Annotated in this window: 20 protein-coding genes; 11 read left to right on the top strand and 9 right to left on the bottom strand. The window is 67.9% G+C overall.

Translation table 11 applies throughout. From position 1 onward, the window contains the following. Nucleotides 1-34: 34 nt before the first annotated feature. On the bottom strand, nt 35-628 hold the full coding sequence (locus tag EV138_RS03650) for a TetR/AcrR family transcriptional regulator (protein ID WP_133977024.1): 594 nt from the start codon (nt 626-628) through the stop codon (nt 35-37). A gap of 85 nt (nt 629-713) precedes the next feature. Here EV138_RS03650 and EV138_RS03645 point away from each other — a divergent pair, with 85 nt between their 5' ends. Then, nucleotides 714-1,163 carry an ester cyclase gene (locus EV138_RS03645; protein WP_133977023.1) on the top strand — a complete coding sequence of 150 codons (450 nt, stop codon included), beginning with the start codon at nt 714-716 and terminating at the stop codon, nt 1,161-1,163. A 104-nt stretch (nt 1,164-1,267) separates the two neighbouring features. On the opposite strand, the gene EV138_RS03640 is transcribed toward EV138_RS03645, so the two are convergent. Continuing rightward, nucleotides 1,268-2,248, bottom strand: a complete 981-nt coding sequence (locus EV138_RS03640; RefSeq protein WP_133977022.1) for a carbohydrate kinase family protein — start codon at nt 2,246-2,248, stop codon at nt 1,268-1,270. Between the two features lie 95 nt (nt 2,249-2,343). Here EV138_RS03640 and EV138_RS03635 point away from each other — a divergent pair, with 95 nt between their 5' ends. The 6 genes from EV138_RS03635 (at nt 2,344) to EV138_RS03610 (ending at nt 7,250) form a co-directional block, all read left to right on the top strand. Further along, nucleotides 2,344-2,985: an O-methyltransferase gene (locus EV138_RS03635; RefSeq protein ID WP_133977021.1), complete on the top strand. Its 642-nt coding sequence runs from the start codon at nt 2,344-2,346 to the stop codon at nt 2,983-2,985. Then, complete coding sequence (locus EV138_RS03630) at nt 2,982-3,623, top strand: ABC transporter ATP-binding protein (RefSeq protein WP_133977020.1); 642 nt, start codon at nt 2,982-2,984, stop codon at nt 3,621-3,623. The genes EV138_RS03635 and EV138_RS03630 overlap by 4 nt, the downstream gene beginning before the upstream one ends. Then, nucleotides 3,620-5,146, top strand: coding sequence for a DUF6297 family protein (locus EV138_RS03625; RefSeq protein ID WP_133977019.1), 1,527 nt, complete (start codon nt 3,620-3,622; stop codon nt 5,144-5,146). Before EV138_RS03630 ends, EV138_RS03625 begins: the two co-directional genes overlap by 4 nt. A gap of 105 nt (nt 5,147-5,251) precedes the next feature. Next, nucleotides 5,252-6,280: a hypothetical protein gene (locus EV138_RS03620; RefSeq protein WP_133977018.1), complete on the top strand. Its 1,029-nt coding sequence runs from the start codon at nt 5,252-5,254 to the stop codon at nt 6,278-6,280. Between the two features lie 77 nt (nt 6,281-6,357). After that, nucleotides 6,358-6,699 carry a PadR family transcriptional regulator gene (locus EV138_RS03615; protein ID WP_133977017.1) on the top strand — a complete coding sequence of 114 codons (342 nt, stop codon included), beginning with the start codon at nt 6,358-6,360 and terminating at the stop codon, nt 6,697-6,699. Then, on the top strand, nt 6,696-7,250 hold the full coding sequence (locus EV138_RS03610; protein ID WP_133977016.1) for an HAAS signaling domain-containing protein: 555 nt from the start codon (nt 6,696-6,698) through the stop codon (nt 7,248-7,250). Before EV138_RS03615 ends, EV138_RS03610 begins: the two co-directional genes overlap by 4 nt. A 1-nt stretch (nt 7,251) precedes the next feature. Here EV138_RS03610 and EV138_RS03605 read toward each other — a convergent pair whose 3' ends face one another. The 6 genes from EV138_RS03605 to EV138_RS03580 form a co-directional block, all read right to left on the bottom strand. Then, nucleotides 7,252-7,566, bottom strand: coding sequence for a nucleoside triphosphate pyrophosphohydrolase family protein (locus EV138_RS03605; RefSeq protein ID WP_202866609.1), 315 nt, complete (start codon nt 7,564-7,566; stop codon nt 7,252-7,254). 134 nt (nt 7,567-7,700) lie between these two features. Next, nucleotides 7,701-9,941: a pectate lyase-like domain-containing protein gene (locus EV138_RS03600; protein WP_133977015.1), complete on the bottom strand. Its 2,241-nt coding sequence runs from the start codon at nt 9,939-9,941 to the stop codon at nt 7,701-7,703. 164 nt (nt 9,942-10,105) lie between these two features. Beyond that, on the bottom strand, nt 10,106-10,708 hold the full coding sequence (locus EV138_RS03595) for a TetR/AcrR family transcriptional regulator (RefSeq protein ID WP_133977014.1): 603 nt from the start codon (nt 10,706-10,708) through the stop codon (nt 10,106-10,108). 101 nt (nt 10,709-10,809) lie between these two features. After that, entirely contained in the window at nt 10,810-11,667 is an 858-nt protein-coding gene (locus EV138_RS03590; RefSeq protein ID WP_133977013.1) for an alpha/beta fold hydrolase, read from the bottom strand. Between the two features lie 35 nt (nt 11,668-11,702). Continuing rightward, entirely contained in the window at nt 11,703-12,698 is a 996-nt protein-coding gene (locus tag EV138_RS03585; protein WP_133977012.1) for an NADP-dependent oxidoreductase, read from the bottom strand. A gap of 95 nt (nt 12,699-12,793) precedes the next feature. Then, nucleotides 12,794-13,813: a LacI family DNA-binding transcriptional regulator gene (locus tag EV138_RS03580; RefSeq protein WP_133977011.1), complete on the bottom strand. Its 1,020-nt coding sequence runs from the start codon at nt 13,811-13,813 to the stop codon at nt 12,794-12,796. 290 nt (nt 13,814-14,103) lie between these two features. Here EV138_RS03580 and EV138_RS03575 point away from each other — a divergent pair, with 290 nt between their 5' ends. From EV138_RS03575 to EV138_RS03560, 4 genes are read left to right on the top strand one after another with little or no spacing between them, the layout of a single operon-like run. Continuing rightward, nucleotides 14,104-15,897 (top strand): glycoside hydrolase family 127 protein, encoded by a 1,794-nt coding sequence (locus tag EV138_RS03575; RefSeq protein ID WP_133977010.1) that lies wholly within the window; start codon nt 14,104-14,106, stop codon nt 15,895-15,897. 42 nt (nt 15,898-15,939) lie between these two features. Further along, complete coding sequence (locus tag EV138_RS03570) at nt 15,940-17,214, top strand: ABC transporter substrate-binding protein (protein ID WP_133977009.1); 1,275 nt, start codon at nt 15,940-15,942, stop codon at nt 17,212-17,214. 13 nt (nt 17,215-17,227) lie between these two features. Continuing rightward, entirely contained in the window at nt 17,228-18,181 is a 954-nt protein-coding gene (locus tag EV138_RS03565) for a carbohydrate ABC transporter permease (RefSeq protein WP_202866608.1), read from the top strand. After that, entirely contained in the window at nt 18,178-19,035 is an 858-nt protein-coding gene (locus tag EV138_RS03560) for a carbohydrate ABC transporter permease (RefSeq protein WP_133977008.1), read from the top strand. The genes EV138_RS03565 and EV138_RS03560 overlap by 4 nt, the downstream gene beginning before the upstream one ends. Here the strand turns inward: EV138_RS03560 and EV138_RS03555 are convergent. Beyond that, a complete protein-coding gene (locus tag EV138_RS03555; protein WP_133977007.1) occupies nt 19,028-20,116 on the bottom strand; it encodes a Gfo/Idh/MocA family protein in 1,089 nt (362 codons plus the stop codon). The two genes, EV138_RS03560 and EV138_RS03555, sit on opposite strands and share 8 nt — an antisense overlap. Nucleotides 20,117-20,230 lie beyond the last annotated feature (114 nt).

Here is a 20,230-nt window from a genome sequence, read left to right as displayed (position 1 = left end):
CGCAAAGCCGGCCGAAAGGCTCGAAGAAGGAGACTCAAAGCAGTTGGCGCTCGAGCGAGTCGGCGACCCACTGCTCGAACTCCGCGGGCGTCCAGCCGGACTCGTCGACGAGTTCCTGATAGACCCCCGGCGCGGCAAGCGCGCGATAGACGGCCTGCGCCTGCTTGAGCGGAATCCTCAACTCCGCTTCCAGAGAAGCGATCATCGCGTCCATCACCTGATTGCGCCCGGCCAGCTTGGAGCGCAGCAGTGCCCGGGTCTCGGCGCTCTCGTCCGTTGCCGCGTCGAAGATCAGTACGACGTCGAAGCCGGCCGAATAGAGCCGGGTCAGCCACTGCGCGGCACCCCGCAGTCGAGCGGCCGGCTCGGTCAAGGCGAGCACCTCGCCCGCGAACTCGACGGCGCCCGCGTCCTTGAGCCAGAGATCGCAGATCAACGAGAGGATCTCGCGCTTGGTGCCGAAGGCCGAATAGATAGTCCGGGTCGCCACGCCGGCCTCTTTGGCGATCGCGTCGATGCTCGTCGCGCCGTACCCGTTGGCGGCGAACAGGCGCCGGGCGGCCTGGGCGATCCGGATCTTGGTCGCCTCGGCCTGCTCCTGGCGGTAGGTCTTGACAGCTTCGGCCATGCGGGCACACTATCAATGCGTTCACTGCAGTACTACTGCAACGAATGCACAGATAGTGCATCGAGATCACCAGGGGGTATGGCTGATGTCAGTTTCGAAGGCTTTGCCGGACCAGTCCGAGGCGCTCGCCGTCCTGGAGCGGATCCTGCAGGAGGGGTTCGCGACCGGCAACGACGCGATCGTCGACGAGGTGTGCGCGCCGGACGTGATCGAGCACCAGTTCGGCCTGGCCGGCTCCGGAGCGGAGGCGATCGCGCAGATCAAGCGGGCGATCCGGGATGTGCACGCGATGATGCCGGACGTCGTCTACACGATCGAGGACTCGGTCACCCACGGCGACACGGTGTGGGCGCGCGGACGGGCGCGCGGTACGGCGACGGGCCCGTTCTTCGGGCCGCCGAGCGGAGCGCCGATCGACATCCACCTGTTCGAGGTGGCGCGGGTCGTCGACGGCCGCATCGTCGAACACTGGGGCTGCCCGGACCGCTTCGCCGTCCTGGCCCAAACGGGCGCACTGGCCCGCCTGAGCAACTGACGCGGCCGAGGCTCAGGCGCGCACGACGGCCCGCCTGAGCAACTGACGCGGCTGGGGATCAGCCGGGCACGACGGTCCGCCTGAGCAACTGACGCGGCTGGGGATCAGCCGAGTTTGAGGGTGCTGGCGGCGGTGGCGGCCGCCTCGTCGCCGTACGCCGAGGCGAGGCGGGTCAGGAAGCTCGGGCGGTCCAGCGTGTACTCCTGGGTGCCGACGGTCTCGAGGACCGTGGTCGCCAGCGTGCAGCCGACCTGGGCGGCCGCTTCGTGGTCGAGGCCCGCGGCGCGGCCGGTCAGGTAGCCGGCGCGGAAGGCGTCGCCACCACCGGTCGGGTCGACCAGGCCCGGAGTCGGGACGGCCGGGATCTTCGCGAGGATGCCGTCCGCGTTCTCGATCACGACGCCGTCGCCGCCGTGGGTGGTGACCCGGACGCCGACCCGCTCGAGGATCTCGGCGTGGCTCCAGCCGGTCTTCTGCACCATCAGGCCGGACTCGTACTCGTTGCTGAACAGGTACGTCGCGCCGTCGATCAGCTCGCGGATCTGCTCGCCCTCCATCCGGGCCAGCTGCTGCGAGGGGTCGGCGGCGATGTCGATGCCGTTCTCCTTCGCCAGCGCGGTGTGCTTGAGCATGCCGTCCGGGTCGTCCGCGCCGATCAGGACCAGGTCGATGCCGCCGGTCGCGGCGTGGATCGCGCCGAGGTCGATCTCGCGCGACTCGGCCATCGCGCCGGTGTAGAAGGACGCGATCTGGTTCGCGTCGAGGTCCGTCGTACAGGTGAAGCGCGCGGTGTGCACGTTGTCGCAGATGCGGACGTGCGACACGTCGACCCCCGCCTCGGAAAGCGCCGCGCCGTAGTCGGTGAAGTCGGCGCCGACGGAGCCGATCAGCAGCGACCGCTGGCCGAGCTGGGCCATCCCGTAGCAGATGTTCGCGCCGACACCGCCGCGGTGCACGACCAGTTCGTCGACCAGGAACGACAGCGACACCTTGTGCATCTGCTCTTCGAGGAACTGATCCTTGAAGCGTCCGGGGAACGTCATCAGGATGTCGGTCGCGATCGATCCGGCGACGGCGATCTGCATGCTGGGGTCTCCTACAAGGGGTGGGTGTCGAGCGTCAGGGCAACCCGTAGAGACTACAGGCGAACGGACCACGACGAAGAGGACGGCGGGATTCGATGGGCAGTCAGGTACAGGTGACCGATGAACTGCACGACTACATGGTCGCGCACGGGATGCCGCTGGACGAGATCGCGACCGAACTGGTGGCCGAGACACAGGCTCTCGGCGGTATCGCGGAGATGTTGACGACGGCCGACCAGGCCGCCCTGCTGACCACGCTGACCCGGCTGATCTCGGCCCGGCGCGCGGTGGAGATCGGCACCTTCACCGGGTTCTCCGCACTCGCGATCGCCCGCGGGCTGCCGGCCGACGGGCAGCTGATCTGCCTCGACGTGAGCGACGAGTGGACCTCGATCGGGCGCCGCTACTGGGAGCGCGCGGGCGTGGCGGACAAGATCGAGCTGCGGATCGGCGACGCGCACAAGTCGGCCGGCGAGCTCGAGGGCGAGTTCGACCTGGCCTTCGTGGACGCCGACAAGCCCGGCTACATCGAGTACTTCGAGCACCTCGTCCCGCGGATCCGCCCGAACGGCCTGCTGCTGTTCGACAACACGCTGGCCGGCGGCCGGGTCGTCGGGCAGCACGACCAGGACCCGATCGACCGCAAGGAGTTCAACGCGCACATCGCCGAGGACGACCGCGTCGACGTGGTGATGCTCGGCATCGGCGACGGGCTGACCCTGGTCCGCAAGCGATGAGCAAAGCCGCGCCCCGGCTCGCCGTCCAGGGCCTCAGGCACCTGTACGCCGACCGCCCGGTGATCGAGGATCTCACCTTCACCCTGGCGGCGGGCCGGGCGATCGCCCTGGTCGGCCCGAACGGCGCCGGCAAGACCACGGTGCTCAAGTGCATCGTCGGTTCGGCCGAGCCGGCGGCCGGCAAGATCCTGCTCGACGGGTTGCCGATCGACGAGCGCGCGGAGGCGGTACGCCGTGACGTCGCCTCGTTGCTCGACGACCTCGACTTCTTCCCCGACCTCAGCGCGGCCGAGCACCTGGACCTGCTGGCCCGGGCGCACGGCAACCCCGAGCCGGAGGATCTCGTCGACACCCTGCTCGACGACGTCGGCCTGCTCGCCGCGGCGGATCAGCTCCCGGGTTCGCTGTCGTCGGGTCAGCGCCGGCGCCTCGCGCTGGCGACCGCGCTCGTCCGGCCGCGCAAGTTGCTCGTCCTCGACGAGCCGGAGCAGCGGCTGGACACCGCGGGTGTCGAATGGCTCGCGGAACGGCTGCGGGAAGAGAAGAAGGCCGGTACGTCGATCCTCTTCGCAAGTCACGACACGACGCTGGTGGACGCCGTCGCCGACGAAACCGTCGCGCTCACCCCGCTGCCATGACCACGGCGGACGGGCCGGTCGTCTTCGATCCGGCGGACTTCGGTGCGATCCCGCGCTCCACGGAGCTGCGCCGCTGGATGCGAAAGGTTCGCCGTGGCAAGGCGGACCGCACGATCTGGCAGCAGCTCGAGGACATCTACGTCGTCGCCTTCGCCCTCGCCATGGTCGGCGCGACCGGCGGCAACGTCCTGCTGAAGCTCAACGACCGCTCAGCAGCCTGTACTACGGGATCGTGCTCGTGGCTCCTCGACACAGTGCCGTGGATCCTGGTTCCTCTGCTGGTGTCCACACTGTTGCGAGTCCTGCTCAGCGTCGGCCCGGTCTCCGCGTCCAGGGCGACCGGGTTCTGGTTGCTGGCCACACCTGTGGATCGCGCGTCGCTGCTGCGACCGTCGTACCGGCTGGTGATGATCGTCTCGGCAATTGCGGGTGCCGTCGCCGCTCTGGTTGGGTTTGCGTTGTTCGGAGCGGGCTGGTCGGCTGTCGGCGAGGCTGCAGTGCTGACGACAGGGCTGTTGATCTGCACGGCGTGTGTGACGGTGTGGGCGCAGCAGACGACTAAGCGGTCCCGCTGGGCGCTGCGAGTGGCGGACAGTCTCCTGGTGGTCGCTGCGATCCCTGCGATCGTGCTGGCGGTGCGGCCGCAGCGGGGTTGGGTGTCGTACAGCCCGCTGGGGGAGGACACCTCGCTTACGTCCAACCAGCTGAGACTGTTGGTCTTCGGGGTTGTGGCGCTGGTTGTTGCTGTGGCACTGGTCGTCATCACTGCGCGGTCGCTCAACCGGCTGAGCCGTACGAGCGTCATCGCCGGTGGGGAGTTGCTGGCCGGCATGGCTGGTGCTGCGATCACCATGGACATCAGCCTGCTGGCGGACGTCGTTGCCGGACGCCACTGGCGCACGGTGGGCCGGGTGCACTCCCGCCGCGGCCGTGGCTCGCTGGCTCAAGCCGTCATCTACCGCGAGTTCCTCCGGATCCTCCGCTGGCCTCGTCGGCTGATCGTAGGCTTCGGCCTGCTCGTCGTCCCGTACGCCGTGGCCGGCACCGGGTACGACGTACTGGTGCCGATTGCTGCGGGTCTGGCCGGCTTCGGAGCGGTCCGGCCGTTGATGGACGGACTGCGGTCGGTCTGCCGCTCCATCGGGCTGGTCCGGGCGCTCGGGATGACCTTGCGCGAGTTGCGGGTCGCGATGTCCGTAGTACCGGGGTTGTTCGTGCTGGTGTGGGTGCTGCTGGCCTATCCGGCGATCGGGAGTCCTTCGGCGGCCTTCGCGGTCGGCGTCGGCATCCTGACCGGGGTTGTGCGTCAAGCGTCCGCGCGACCCCCGTCGTACAGCGGGCCGCTCGTCGCCTCGCCGATGGGCGCGATCCCGCCAGGACTCTTCTCCCAGCCGATCCGCGGGTTCGACCTGCTGCTGCTCTGCCTGGCGCCCGTCCTGCTCGGTGTCAATCCGCGCTGGGCACTGATCGTCCCGTCCTTCATCCTGGCCGTCATGTTCGCCGTCCATCCCAAGCAGGCATGACACCTTAGTTGCTGCCAGCAACGTCATCTGGCAGTGGCGGATGTCGCTGCCGGAACATGACATCTGTCATCGGCTGCAGACCTGTGCGGCAGTGAGAGTGGTGCCATGACGAAGCTCCGCAACTGGATGATCGCGGCAACTACCGCCGCCGTACTCGCAGTGGCTCCCGCCACTGTGAGTACGGCGAGCGCGGCGCCGCGCGCGACACCGCCGCCTCCGCTCACCTTCGGGATCTATCCCGGTGGGTACGCGGGCGGCGGCTCCACGAATGGCAAACCTGACGACCCGGTGAAGATCAGCAAGGCGTTGACGCGGCTGCAGAACGGACGTGCACCGTTGTTGCTGCGCGACTACATCGGCTGCGATTCGCCGTACCCGGATTCCACCACCGCTTTGCTGAAGCCCGGCCGCCGGCTCGATCTGGTGGTCTCCTACTCGGGTGAGGACATGGCCGACTGGACCGCCTGCCTCCGCGAGAAGGTGCGACTCTACGGTCCGGTCACCGACACGATCTCGGTGACGCTGGAACAGAACTACCTGCCGGTTCCCAACGGCAACACGGCCCTGGTGCAAGGCGTCATCGCCGCGCGGGAGGCCGCCGATCGCAACGGCCTGCGCAGGCTGCAGATCGGGATGGACGAGATCGAGGCTCCGTTCGTCTACACCGCCTTCTGGCAGGACCTGGCCAGGCTCGGGGGAGCGCCGTTCGCGAAGGCGGTCGGTTTCGTCGGGGTGGACCTCTATCCGAACGCGGGCCTTCCCGGGACGGACCCCGTGCCGGATCCGGCCGAGTGGATCCGCCAGACCCTCGACGTGGTCCGCAACCAGGAGATGCCGCTGGCCGGCCTGGGCGCGGACGTGCCGATCCGGGTGGCGGAGAACGGCTGGTCCACCTACGCGGGCCCGGACCGTACGCCGGCCGCCCAGGCGCACGAGCTGACCAGGGAGATCCTGGCCGTCAACGCCGTCCGTGGGACCTACAACGTGACCAGCTACGAGATGTTCGCGCTGCGGGACGATGTGACCGGTTCGGCCAACCCCTTCGACGGGTTCGGGCTGATGACCGACGACTACTCGCCCAAGCCGATGTTCTGGATCTACCAGGGGCTGATCGCGGCGCTCGGGAAGCGCTGACCCACTCGGGCCCGGCACCGGTCGCCGCCGGTGCCGGGTCTTTGCGGTTGTCGGTCTGAGCAGGTACCTTGTGGTGCATGGTAGCCGAGAAGGTCTTCACCCAGTTGCGACGGGGGACGCTGGAGTTCTGCGTGCTCGCGTTGCTGCAGGGGGAGGAGCGCTACGGGTTCGAGCTGGTCAAGGCACTCGGCGAGGTGGACGGGTTGGTCACCACCGAGGGGACGATCTACCCGTTGCTGGCGCGGTTGCGGCGAGAAGGGCTGGTCGAGACGACCTGGCGCGAGTCCGGATCGGGGCCGCCCCGGCGCTACTACCAGAGCACCACTGAAGGACGCCGGGCACTGGCCGCGTTCACCGCGGACTGGGAGCGGTTCCGTAACTCGGTCGACACCGTACTGGGGCGAGGGAGACAGGGATGACGAACGTGCAGAACGAGGCGGACCGGCTGGTCGATGCCTACTTGGACTACCTGGCGAAGGCGGCCGAGCCGCTGCCGGCTGAACGGCGTACGGAACTCGTCGCGGAGGTCAGCGCCCACATCGACGAGGAGCGGGCGGCCGGCGTGTCCAGCGCGGCGGAGGTGCGCGCGATGCTGGCCAGGCTGGGGGATCCGGACGAGATCGTTGCCGCGGCCACCGATGGGCTGGTGCTGGTCGACCGGTACCGGCCGCGCGTTCGAGGCCGCGAGGTGGTGACGCTGCTGTTGCTGCTCTTCGGCGGCATGGTGCTCTTCGGCTGGTTCATCGGCGTGTATCTGCTGTGGACCGCGGACCGCTGGAATTTCAAGGAGAAGCTCCTCGGCACCCTGGTCTGGCCGTTCGGTTTCGCCGGCGCGATCACGTTCCTCGAAATCGAGGCCGCACTGCCGACCTGGCTGGAGATCACGGTCGGCGCGGCCGTCCTGCTCGCGCCGCTGGCCATGCTCGCCGTACTCCTCAGAACCGCCCAACCGGCCCGCGCCGCCGCTTGACCTACCGCAAAGCGCTCTCGTGGGCGAGCCACTTCCGCTCGATCTCCCGAGGCACGTCGACATCGAAATGCCGAGCCAGCAGCAGCAACTGACAGAACACATCGGCGAACTCCAACTGGAACCCGTCGCGGAGCTCTTCGGCAGACTTCCCCTTCGTCCGGGCCCGCCCGGTCACCTGCAGGTAGGCCTGAGTCAGCTCGCCCACTTCCTCCTGCAACTTCAGCAGAAACCAGTCCCCGTCCCGCTCGAACCCCAGCACCTCCCCGTACCGCGCCGACAACTTCTCCAGCCGCCCCGACAACTCCTCGATCTCCACCACCCCACCCAACCACCCGCCGCCGACAGTCAGCGCAGGGCACCCGCAACGCCCTGCGGTCCTGACCTGCCGCAGGGCGTTGGGGGAAGGTCTCGGTCGAGGGGCAGAGGCTCGACCGAGACCTTGATCGGGGGTCAGGGGTAGTTGACCCATTGGGCGACGTTGGTGCTGGAGTTGGACGGGCCGCCGGTGGTGTTGATGATGTGGGCGATGGTGCCCTTGCCGCCGAGGGAGACCGTCACCATGCTGTGGAACCTCACGCCTGGTTTGTTCGGTACTTCGAAGGCGCGGTCCGCCACGATGCTCGGATCGTCGTTGAAGACGCAGTAGCTGCCCAGCCCCCACGCCTCGTGCGTGGTGACCGAATCGGCGACCTTGTACGCCGCGTAGCCGCGGGTGGATCCGTTCATCCAGGCGAACTGGTTCGGCGGGTCGTACGGCATCTCGTTCTGGTAGAAGTACGTCCTCCCCCCGTTGCCGTTCCAGATCGTCTGGTACTTCTGGTAATGCTCGACGAACAACCCGTACGCCGTCACGTCGTTGCCGTTGACAACAAGCCCGGTGGCCGCCGTGTTGGTGTTCCAGCCGACCCCGTAGCTGTGGTCGCCGCGCCACAGCCAGGTGTGGTCGACGATCACGTTGTTGCTGTTGATCCGCAGGGTCTCGGTCGCCTTGCCGACAGCCGCACCGCCGATCCGGAAGTACACGTCGTGCAACGAGGTCGGGTTCGCCGAGTGGTCGGCCGACGACCCGGACGGCCCGATCTCCATCAGCAGCGGCGAATTCGTCGGTGCGGCGTCGATCAGCAGCCCGGCGATCTTCACGCCGTCGACATCGGCGACAGTGATCGACTGCGTCCCGCTCGTCGGCATCAAGGTGGCCAGGCCGAGGCCCAGTACGACGGTGTCGGGCCGGTTGACCCGAAGTGTGTCACTCAACCGATAGACACCCGGGGTGAACAGCAGGTTCTTGCCGTCGGCAAGTTGTGCGTTGATCGTCGCCGCGGTCGCACCCGGCTTGACGATGTAGAACTGGCTGATCGGCAACGACTGGCCGGCCGGGTTGCCGCCGGTCCAGCCCGGACCGGCAGAGTTGTTCCGCACGGCCGGCACGAACACCTGGTAGTTGCCCGAAGCATCGACGTACAGGTAGGGCTTCTCCCGGACCACGGGCGTCTGGGCGACCTTCGTGTACGGCGGGTTCGGGAAGGTGCCGGCCGGTGCGTTCTGGGCGCCGACGAACACCATGTTCCAGTTCTGGCCGGTCCAGCTGCCCCAGGTGGTGTTCCGGGAGATCCACTGCTGCTGGCTGCCGGACCGGACCTGTCCGTCGACCACGGTGTCGGCCATGTAGCCGCCGCTCGCCCAGCCGCCGTCGTCGAGCGCGAGGTTGCCCTTGAGGTGGTTCCGCCGGTACGACGAAGCCTGCGAGACCGCCCATCGGTCCAGGCCGCCGGGTGGTGTGATGGTCAGGCCTTCGGCGCCTCGCCAGAAGTTCTGGGTCGCGTTCTGCGGCGGGAACCAGTCGGCCTCGACGTGCACGGCCCCGTTGATGTTCACGCTGTCCGGGGTCAGCCCCAGACCGGCCACCTGGGTGTAGAAGCCGACGTTGGCGCTGACGTTGTAGGTGCCGGGCTTGAACAGCAGCGCGAACCGCTCCTCGCCGAACTGATTGCGCTCCTGCTGGCTGAACACCGAGTTCAGCTTGTTCTGGATCGTGCTGCTCGACATCGACGGGTCGAAGATCGAGACGTTCGGCCCGAGGTCGGGTTGGCCGGCCGGCGGTTCGGTCGGGGGAGTGCCGTCCACTGGGTTGACCCTGAAGGATTGGGCAGCAGTTCCGTTGCAGGTGTACTGCTGCAGTTGGAGACCGTCGGCCGTCGAGGCGCCGGGGACGTCGAGACACTTGCCGCTGTTGCGGTTGACCAGGTGATACGCGCCGTCCGCTTCCTCGACCGGCAGCCACTGCTGGTTCAGCCCATTGCTGTACGACCAGAGTTGGATGGGTGCACTGTCGGCGGCGGAGACGTTCGTGACGTCGAGCGCCTGGGCTGCGTTGTTGAACGCATTGACCCGCACGTAGCCGTCAGCGGTCGGCTGGAACTGCCACTGCTGCGCGGTCGTGCTGTTGCACGCCTGCTGCTGTACGGCGGTTCCGTTCGCGGTGGCGGCGGCGCGCGCGTCCACGCACTTGCTGCTGTTCTTGCTCACCACCGTGTTCCAGCCGGTCGGTGAGATCGCGGCGCTCGCAGCCGGCGAGGACACCACCGCGGTCAGGGCGGTGGTGGTCACCGCTGCCGCCGCGGCCGCGGCGATCGCTACGACCACGCGGCGGCGACTGGGTGGGGGTCGGAGTGGGGCGACTCCTCGAGTCATCTGACTCTCCTCTGAAGTTGTCGGGGCGGACGCCGACCGGACGCACTGGGAATGCGCATTCGGAGCGACCTGCCCAAGGAAAGCTAACTTCCTTACTTAATTCAAGAGGCAGCAGAAGTACGCCGAGGTTTCGGAACCGCTCCCGGTACTCCGTGACCCGTCCGTCAGCGGGCGAGCAGAACGGCGACCTGGTTCTTGATTTCCTCGACGATCGCGTCGATCGCCTTGGTGCGGTTGATGGTGGCTGCCATGGCGACGAACATGATCGCGGAGACGATGTGGGCGAGCGTCGCCGCGTCGCCGGAGCTGATCCGCTCGTCGCGCTGAAGCACCTCGGCGATCGCGTTCTCGGTCTGCACGGTCAGCAGGAGGGCGTCGCGGTGGTGCGGCTCTTCGGGGTCGCCGAAGACGATCTCCCGCAGATAGGTCCGCCCGTTGTCGACCTGTTTGCGGTTGCACTCCACCACCTGGCGGACGATGGCCATCACCGCGTCGAGCGGCTCGCCGAGGCTCTCGGCAGCGGACCGGCCTCGAGCGAGCGCATCGGCGTACAGGGAGTTCTGCACGAGCAGGAGGAGTTCGCCCTTGCTCTTGGCGTAGAGGAAGAGGGTGCCGGCGCCGATGTCGGCCTTGTCGGCGATCTCCTGCGTGGTGACCTCCTCGACGCCGCGCTCGGAGAACAGCTCTCGTGCCGCGGCGGTGATGCGATCGAGCTTCTCCTGCTTGTTCCGCTCGCGCCGTCCGACGGGTCGGGAGTCGAGTGGCATGGCTGGTTCCCTTCCCTGCTGCGGCCTCCTACTTCAGGGCCTCGATGCTATCGCTGGTACTGCGGAAGCCGACGGCCCGTCTTTCACGAAGATGAGCGTCGTCAGCGGGCGAGGAAGTCGACGGCGACAGGGGCGAACTCGGCGTGGTACTGGAAGATGCCGCCGTGGCCGGAGTCGGGGTAGATGACCAGTTCCGAGCCCTTGATGCGCCGGTGCAGGTCTTCGGAGAGCACTGACGGCACCATGCGGTCGTTGTCGCCGTTGGCGATCAGAGTGGGCTGAGTGATCTGTGAGAGGTCGGCCGGGGCCGAGCGCCCCCACTTCTTGATCGCCTTGAGCTGGGTCTGGAACGCCTTCACCTTGACCGGAGCGTCGCGGTCCAGGGTGCGCTCCTCGAGGCGCTTCACGAACGCGCGGCCGGCCGGCTTGCCGGTGGCGTTGCGGTTGAAGAACAGGAACTCTTTCGGGTCCGAGCGGGTCAGGGTCGCGCGCAGGATGTCGTAGTACGTCGTACCGGCGATCTTGTCGATGTCCTTGCCGCCGGCCGGGCCGGTGCCGGTGAGGACGAGCTTGCGCACCAGTCCGGGGTGTTTCACCACCAGCGCCTGGGCGATCATGCCGCCGAGCGAGAAGGCGAAGATGTCGATCTTGTCGAAGCCCAGCGCACCGATGAAGGTCGCGGCGTCGTCGGCCATCGCCTCGATGCTGCTGGGAACGCTGCCGCTGGAGGCTCCGACGCCACGGTTGTCGAAGGCAACGACATGGTGGCTCGCCGCGATCGGGTCGATGATCCGGGGGTCCCAGTTGTCGAGATTCGCGGCGAGGTGGACGAAGAAGACGACGGGGATGCCGCCCTTCGGGCCCAGCTCGCGGTAGGCGTAGGTGACGCCGCCGGCCTCGACGGTACGGGCGGGTGCGTCCTGGTACGCGGTGATGACGTTGTCCTGTGCGGGTTTCATGGTCCTTGCTCTTTCCTGGTTGGTGGTGGGGCTGGTCAGCTTCTGCTGAGAACGGCTTTGCCGCGGATGCCGCCCTGGTCCAGCGATTGCAGTGCCTGCACGGCCTGGTCGAAGTCGAAGATTCGGCCGACGACGGGGCGGAGGGCGCCCGCGTCGACCAGGGCGGTGATCCGGCGAAGCTGGTCGCCGTTGGCGCGCATGAAGAGGAATTCGTACGTCACCCCGAGCCGCCGGGCCTGCCGGCGGATGCGGCTGCTGAGGACCGTCATGACGAATCGGAGTACGGCGTTCGTGCCGAGTTCCCGGGCGAACGCGGGGTCGGGCGGTCCGGCGATCCCGATGGCCTTGCCGCCAGGGCGTAGTACGCGGAGTGACTTCTCCAGGTTCTTGCCGCCGACGCTGTCCAGCACCAGGTCGTAGCCGTCGAGGAGTTGTTCGAAGTCCTGATGGCGGTAGTCGATGACGACATCGGCGCCGAGTTCGCGCACGAAGTCGGCGTTGCCGGTGCTGACGGTGGTGGCGACGGTCGCGCCGAGGTGCTTGGCGAGTTGGATCGCGATCGTCCCGACGCCGCCGGCGCCGCCGTGGACGAGGACCCGCTGTCCCGGCTGCAGGTTGCCCCGTTCGACGAGTGCCTGCCAGGCGGTCAGTGCGACCAGTGGGAGTGAGGCCGCTTCCTCGAAGCTGACCGACGCCGGCTTCAGCGCGAGATCGGTCTCGGCGACCGCGATGCGCTCCGCGAAGGTGCCGATCCGGTCCTTGCCGGGGCGGGCGTACACCTCGTCGCCGGGCGCGAAGCCGCGCACCTTCGCACCAACGGCGAGCACGATGCCGGCGACGTCGTTGCCGAGAATCTGGGGCAGCTGGTACGGAAGGACCAGCTTGAGCTCACCTGCCCGGATCTTCTCGTCGAGCAGGTTGAGCCCGGCCGCCCGGACCTGGACGAGCACGTCCCGTTCGCCGACCAGCGGCTCGGGAACCTCGGCCGGTTCTACCGGGCTCTTGTAGTGCCTGACGACGAACGCTTGCATGACGGCTTCCTTCACACGAGTTAATCTGAGTTGACTCAAGAATGAGCGCACTCAGTAACTTTGTCAAGGAAGCCGCTGCCAGGCGGCCGGGGGAGTCAGGACTCGCGGACGACCAGGTGGCCGGGGACGACGTGGACGCCCGGTTGGGCGTGGCCGTTGATGGCGTCGAGGAGGAGTTCGGCGGAGCGCCGGCCGATCTCCTCCAGGCCGAGATCGACCGTCGTCAGTGGCGGGCGGGCGGCCTCCGCGACCAGGCCCCAGTTGTCGACGCCGACGACGCCGATCTGCGTGGGTAGGGAAATTCCGGCCTCGCGCAGGCCGTCGGTGACGCCGCGGGCGATCACGTCGTTCCCGCAGAACACACCGTCGACGTCGTCGTGCGTCCGCAGGAGTTGTGCGGCCGCGAAGCGACCCCACGCCTCGGTCCAGCTACCGAAGTACGGCTCGTCGACCGGCTCCAGGTCGTGTGCGGCGAGCGCCTCGGCCAGGCCGGCCGCGCGTTCGTTGGCCGAGGCGTGGGACTGCGGGCCGGTGATGTGGGCGATGCGCCGGCGGCCGGTCTTGACGAGGTGTTCGACCGCGAGCTGGGCCGCGCCGCGTTCGTCGCTGACGACGCTGCAGTCGGCCGGGTCACTGCTCGGCGCGAAGGCGTAGACCACGGGAACCGGCAGGTCCGCACCGATCGGCCGGCGGGGATCGGTACGGCGGCCCGCGACGATGATGCCGTCGACCCGGCGTTCGAGCAGCTTGCCGAGGTGGTGCTGCTCGCGGATGGGATCGTCGCGGCCGTCGCACAGGAACGCGATCATCTCGCCGGCGGCGAGTGAGTCCTCGGCTCCACGCATCACCGGGATGCCGAACCGGCCGTAGCTGTCGGTGGTGATGACGCCGACCGTGAAGGTGCGCCCGGCCAGCAGGTTTCGCGCGACGCTGATCGGGGTGAAGCCGAGCTCGTCGGCGGCCGCTCGCACCCGGGCGCGGGTCTCGTCGCGGAGCCGGCCGCTTCCGTTGAGCGCCTTCGACACGGTGCCCACGGAGACCCCGGCCCTGGCTGCGACGTCTGCGATGCCGACCCGGCGCGCGGTGGTGGCCCGGGGGCCGGTTTCATCGGTCATGGGTGCCGTTCCTGCTCTGTGCGGGTAGGGGCGCGGATCAGTGAGAAAAGATTTTCCCACACGGTACACCGGCTGGATCCGGTCTTGACGGGATCAGGCGTGAGTTCTATGTTGACGGGCGGGAAACAATTTTCTCTGACTTTCCCAACCACCATCCTCTTCTTCCTGGCACTCGCTTCGAGAGGCAAAATGTGAACGCTCACATTCGAACTGCCCCGGCCCGTACCCAGATCCCTGGCCCGGCTGCGCCGCGGAGGCGCCCGCGGCTCGAGCCGCTCGCTTCGAGCGCTGTGCGACTGGGTCCCGCGTCCCTGCTCGGCGGTTGGCAGGAACTCAACGCCACGGCCACGATCCCGCACTGTGTGGACAACGTCGATCGCACCGGCGTCATCGCGAACTTCCGCCGCCTGACCGAGGAAGCTCCGCGGCAGGACTTCCGGGGGTTCTGGTTCGCCGACTCCGATCTCTACAAGACGCTGGAAGCGATCGGCTGGGAGATGGGCCGCTCGGGCACCGACCGGTGGGTGCCGATGCTGTCCGAGCTGGCTGACCTGCTGGAGCAGGTGCAGAAGGCCGACGGCTACCTCAACACCTACGTGCAGGGGAAGCCGGACGAAGAGCCGTTCAGCCACCCCGAGTTCACCCACGAGTTCTACTGCGCCGGCCACCTCATGCAGGCCGCGGTGGCGCTGCACCGTGGTGCCGGTGACGAGCGCTTCCTCGCGATCGCACGGCGGGTCGCCGACCTGATCGTCAGTTCCTTCGGTGACGACGGCCGGCCGATCATCGACGGGCACCCCGAGGTCGAGACGGCACTGATCGAGCTCTACCGCGAGACGGGGGAGGAGTCCTACCTGCGCGCGGCCGAGCTCCAGGTCGAGCGGCGCGGTCACGGCAGCCTGCCCGCCGGGCGCTTCGGATCGCAGTACTACCAGGACCACCTGCCCGTCCGCGAGGCGACCGAGGCCATCGGGCACTCCGTGCGGCAGCTGTATCTGGCCGCGGGAGTCACCGATCTCTACCTCGAGAACGGCGACCAGACGCTGCTCCGAGCGATGGAGCAGCTGTGGGACAGCGCGTTCGGCACCAAGATGTACCTCACCGGCGGGCACGGCTCTCGCCACCGCGACGAGGCCTACGGAGATCCGTACGAGCTTCCGCCGGACCGCGCGTACGCCGAGACGTGTGCCTCGATCGCTGCCCTGCAATGGTGTTGGCGGATGCTCCTGGCCACCGGTCAGGCCCGGTACGCCGAGGAGATGGAGCGCGCGCTGCTCAATGCCATCGCGGCATCGATCGCGCACAACGGCACCGCGTTCTTCTACTCCAATCCGCTGCAATTGCGGACCGGCCACGACGGCTCCAGCGAGGACGCTCCCAGCGAGCGCCTCCCGTGGTACGACTGCGCTTGCTGCCCGCCGAACCTTGCCCGGCTGTACGCGTCCCTGCACGGCTACGCGGCCACGTCCGACGCCACCGGCCTGCAGCTGCATCTCGTTGCCGCAGGCACCTTTACCGCGGAGAACCTGACGGCTGTCGTGGAGACCGGTTATCCGTGGGACGGGGACGTCATGGTGACCGTCAGGGGTCGCGGCGAACTGGCGGTCCGGGTGCCGGCGTGGGCGACAGGTGCCTCAGCCGACGTGACCGCGGCGAAGCTGCTTGCCGAACCGATCCCAGGTGAGTACCTGCGGGTCTCGTGCGACGACGGCGCCACGGTCCGGCTGAGACTCCCGATGACCCCACGACTGGTGCGCGCCGACGACCGCGTCGACGCGGTGCGCGGCTGCGTGGCGATCGAACGCGGACCGATCGTGTACTGCGTCGAGCAGGCCGATCTGCCCGAAGGAATCCTGGTCGAGCAGCTGCGACTGGAGCCCTCGGCAACCATCGTCGAAGAGCCCGGCCAGGACGGCGTCCGGCTCCGCCTGCCCGCCCTGGTGAGCCCGCTCGACACGGGCCTCTACCAGCCCTACGCCCCGACCTCGTCGACCGGCACCTCGGTCACCGTCACAGCTGTCCCGTACCAGGCCTGGGCCAACCGCGGCCCGGGGGCCATGCGGGTCTGGCTCCCACTCGCCTGAGATTCCCACTCGCTCTTAGCGCAAGCAGAAAGTGAAGTCACCATGAGAACCACGAGACTCGCAGCAGTAACTGCCGCTCTCGCACTCGTCCTCGCGGGCTGCGGTGGCGGTGGCGGAGACCAGAAGTCGGCCGCGACCGACAAACCGACCGGTACTGCGACCCTGTGGGTGCGCGACAGCGCGAAGGGATTCATCAACCTGCTCGCCGAGCAGTACAACAAGACCCATGAGGGCAAGGTGAAGGTCACCGTCGTACCGTCGGCGAACTTCGTCCAGAAGTTCGGTACGGCGGCGGCCTCGGGCTCGGGCCCCGACATCGCCTCGATCGACCTGGTGTACCTGCCGTACTTCGCGTCCAAGGGCGTGCTCGACGATCTCACGCCGGTGCTGGACTCGCTGAGCTGGAAGAACGGACTCAGCCCCGCGCACAAGAAGCTGGCCGTCTTCGAGGGCAAGACCTACGCGCTGCCGTTCACCGCTGAGGCCTCGGTCACCTTCTACAACAAGGATCTGTTCAAGAAGGCGGGTCTCGACCCCGCGAAGCCGCCGAAGAACTATGCCGAGATGCTGGCCGACGCACGGGCGATCCGTAAGCTCGGCCCCGACTACTACGGCTTCACGATGGCCGGGCAGTGCGGTGGCTGCAACATCTTCGAGTTCGCCCCGCACGTGTGGGCCAGCGGCGGCAAGGTGCTGTCCGACGACGGGAAGAGCGCGGCGTTCGACAGTTCGGAGGTGACCGATGCGCTCACCTTCTACCGCCAGCTGTGGACCGAAGGGTTGATGCCGCCGTCGGCGAAGACCGACAACGGCAGCGTGCAACCGGCCTCGTTCCAAAGCGGCAAGGTCGGCATGGTGAACCTCGGCGCCTTCTTCGTGCAGACGCTGGTGGCGGACAAGAAGATCGACTTCGGCGCCACTCCCATCGTCGGCAAGGACGGCGGCTCGGCCTCCTTCGCCGGCGGCGACGAGATCGCTGTCACCAAAGGCGCCAAGAACAAGGCGGTCGCCTACGACTTCGTCAAGTGGGCCACCAGCGAAGAGGCTCAGACGATCCTGGCCAAGAACGCGATCGTCCCGGTCCGGACGGACCTGATCGACAAGATCTACGCGCCGCTCGACCCGCGGTACAAGGTGCTCGGTCAGGCGATGGCGGTCGGGCAGACGCCGTACAGCGTGGTGGAGAACGCGATCATCAACGACAACAACGGCCCGTGGTCGAAGTTGATCAACCAGGCGGTGTTCGGCACCGGCGACGTCAAGAGCGCCCAGTCCGCGGCGCAGACGGCCGCCCAGCAGATCATCGACAAGGGCTGAGCGCGGAGGCCTCATGACCAAGACCATCAGCCCACCCGTGGCGCCGAGCCGGCCGGTCGCCAGATCGGCCGAGCCTCGCCGGCCGTGGCTGTCCACCCGACGACGTCGCCAGCTGATGGGGATGGCGATGGTGTCGCCGGCCCTGGTGGTCGTCACCGTGTTCTTCCTCGTCCCGCTCGTGATGACGTTCTGGATGTCGCTGCACGACTGGCCGCTGCTCGGTGACCACAGCTTCACCGGCCTGGCCAACTATCGCCGGGCGCTCCACGACACCGACTGGCTGCACGCGATCCGCTTCACCTTGACCTACACGGTGCTCATCACGCCGATCCTGCTGGTCGCCGGCCTGGCTGTTGCGTTCCTCGTTCATCGCGGCGGCCGGGCGGCGCGGGTCTTCCAGTCGATCTTCTTCCTGCCGGTCGTGATCGGGTTCGCGGCCGGCGCCTTCCTCTGGCTGTACCTCGCGCAGCCCGGCCTCGGTCCGCTGGCGGATCTGGCCGCCCGGTTCGGGCTCGCCGGTCGCGACACGAACTGGTTCGCCACCGCGACCAGCGGCCTGCTGGTGGTGACGGCGATGGTGGTGTGGAAGGTCACCGGCATGCAGATGCTGCTCCTGCTGTCGGGCATGCAAGCGATACCGGGAGAGTTGACGGAGGCTGCCCGCATCGACGGCGCGAGCCGGTGGAAAGCGTTCCTGCACGTCACTTTGCCGCTGCTGCGGCCGACGCTGGCCTTGGTGCTGGTCTTCTCCGTGGCCGGTTCGCTGCTGGCTTTCGACCAGTTCTACATCATGACCGCGGGCGGGCCGTCCAACGGCACGATCACCGCGGTCTACCAGATCTACCGCACCTCGTTCATCAACTTCGACCTCGGCTACGGCGCTGCGCTGTCGGCCATCCTGATGGTGGCGCTCGCGGCGGTCAGCGCCGTACAGATGCTGCTCCTGCGGAACTCGGACCACTCATGAAGACAACGCTCACCGACGTTCGCAAAACCCTGCCCCGGGCTGCCTGGTGGCTCGCCTGCCTCTGCGTCTCCGTCCTCGTCCTCTACCCGTTGGCGACGATGGTCTCGCAGTCGCTCAAGAAGCCCAGTGAGGCAACGGAGAATCCACCGACCCTCTACCCGCACGGGATCTCGCTGGAGAACTACAAGGCGCTCGGGAACACCGGACAGTTCGGCATCTGGCAGCACGTGCAGAACAGCCTGGTGGTGGCCGCGGGTACCACCTTGCTGACGATGCTGCTCGCGACCCTGGCCGGCTACGGCTTCGCGAAACTGCGCTTCCGCGGGAGCGGGGTGTTGTTCTTCATCATCCTGGCGACCTTCATGATCCCGTTCCAGGCGATCATCACGCCGCTGTTCTCGATCCTGCACGACATGGGCCTGAGCGACACCCTGCTGGGACTGACGCTGGTCTACACGACGTTCCAGTTGCCGTTCGGGATCTTCCTGATGCGCAACAGCTTCGCGTCGGTGCCGGCCAGTATCGAGGAAGCGGCGCTGGTCGACGGCTGCGGCCTGGTCAGCGCGATGGCCCGGGTTTTGTTGCCGGTGGCAATCCCCGGCCTGATCAGTACGGCGCTGTTCACGTTCTTCGCTTCCTGGAACGAGTTCTTCGCGGCCCTGATCCTGGTCACCGACGAGTCCAAGTTCACGCTGCCGGTGACGTTGACCGTGCTCGCCTCCAACCAACTGGGCACGCTGAACTGGGGCCTCATGCAGGCCGGCGTCGCGGTCACCGCCATCCCGTGCATCGTGCTTTACCTACTGCTCCAGCGGTACTACGTGGCAGGCCTGGTAGCCGGCGCGGTCAAGTAGCCCACGGAGCACCCGTCCCATCCATGCGAACGCTGAACGGATTCGCCGCGTCGAGCTCACCTCGCCGTACGGGCTTTCCGGTGAAGGCGGACGCGTAGATCGCGGCGATCAGCTCCATGGTGTCCCTCGCATCCGCCAGGGACACCGGAGCCGTTCGGCCCGCGTCCTTCGCATCCAGGACGGCCGCGAACTGCGCGCTGTGACCGCTCGGGATGTCGGCTGCGTCGGCTGACCAGGCGTCCGCGACGGCCTCCTGGCCGGGTGCCGGCGTCACGGTCCAGTCGGCGTCGGTGTAGCCGTAGAGGTGCTCGAGTTCGACGCTGGCGTGCTCGTAGTCGAACCTCAGTGTCGACGTTTCGCGAGCCGACACCAGGGAGTTGACGATCGAGGCGACGGCGCCGTTGGCGAAGGTGACCAGGGCCAGCGAGACGTCCTCGGTCTGGGTGGGCCTGGCCTGCCGGGCCGCGACCGCGGTGACCTGCTCCCACGGTCCGAGGATCGACAGCAGCAGGTCGAACTGGTGGATCCCGTGACCCATCGTCGGGCCACCACCCTCGATCTCGAAGGTTCCTCGCCACGGTACGGCGAAGTACGCGTCGTCGCGGTACCACAGGGTGTGGCAGGTGGCGACCAGCGGCCGGCCGAGGAGCCCGTCCGCGGCCAGTCGGCGTAGCCGCACGGCACCCGACCCGAAGCGATGCTGGAAGACGCAGATCACTCGTGCGGTCGATCGACTCTCGAGCTCGAGGAGTTCGTCCAGCTCGTTCAGCGACAGGGTCGGCGGCTTCTCCACCAGGACATCCACGCCGGCCGCCAGACATTCGGCAGCCAGCGGCACGTGGGATCCGGGCGGAGTACACAGGAGGACCAGGTCGACGTCGCCGGCGGCGAGCAAAGCGGCCAGACTCGGGTACGCCGCCGGGACGTCCCAGGTCTTGGCGAACGCCTCGGCCCGCCCGAGGTCGACGTCGACAGCGGCCACGAGCCGCGCCCGGTCCGGCTGAGTAGCGACTGCCTGAGCGTGCGCGGTGGCGATCCCACCGGTTCCGACGATCGCGACCCGGCGAATGGTTTCGGACATCCATACCTTCCAGGGGCTGGGCGACGGAAAGCCTTTTCCAATCAACCCCGCGATCTTGTCCGGGGCGCTCGCGGAACGCAAGGGAAGGCGGGACAACTGACCGGAACCGGTCAG

It is taken from the genome of Kribbella voronezhensis (genome assembly GCF_004365175.1).
GTDB classification, from domain to species: domain Bacteria; phylum Actinomycetota; class Actinomycetes; order Propionibacteriales; family Kribbellaceae; genus Kribbella; species Kribbella voronezhensis.
This window is presented reverse-complemented; position numbering and strand designations above follow the sequence as displayed.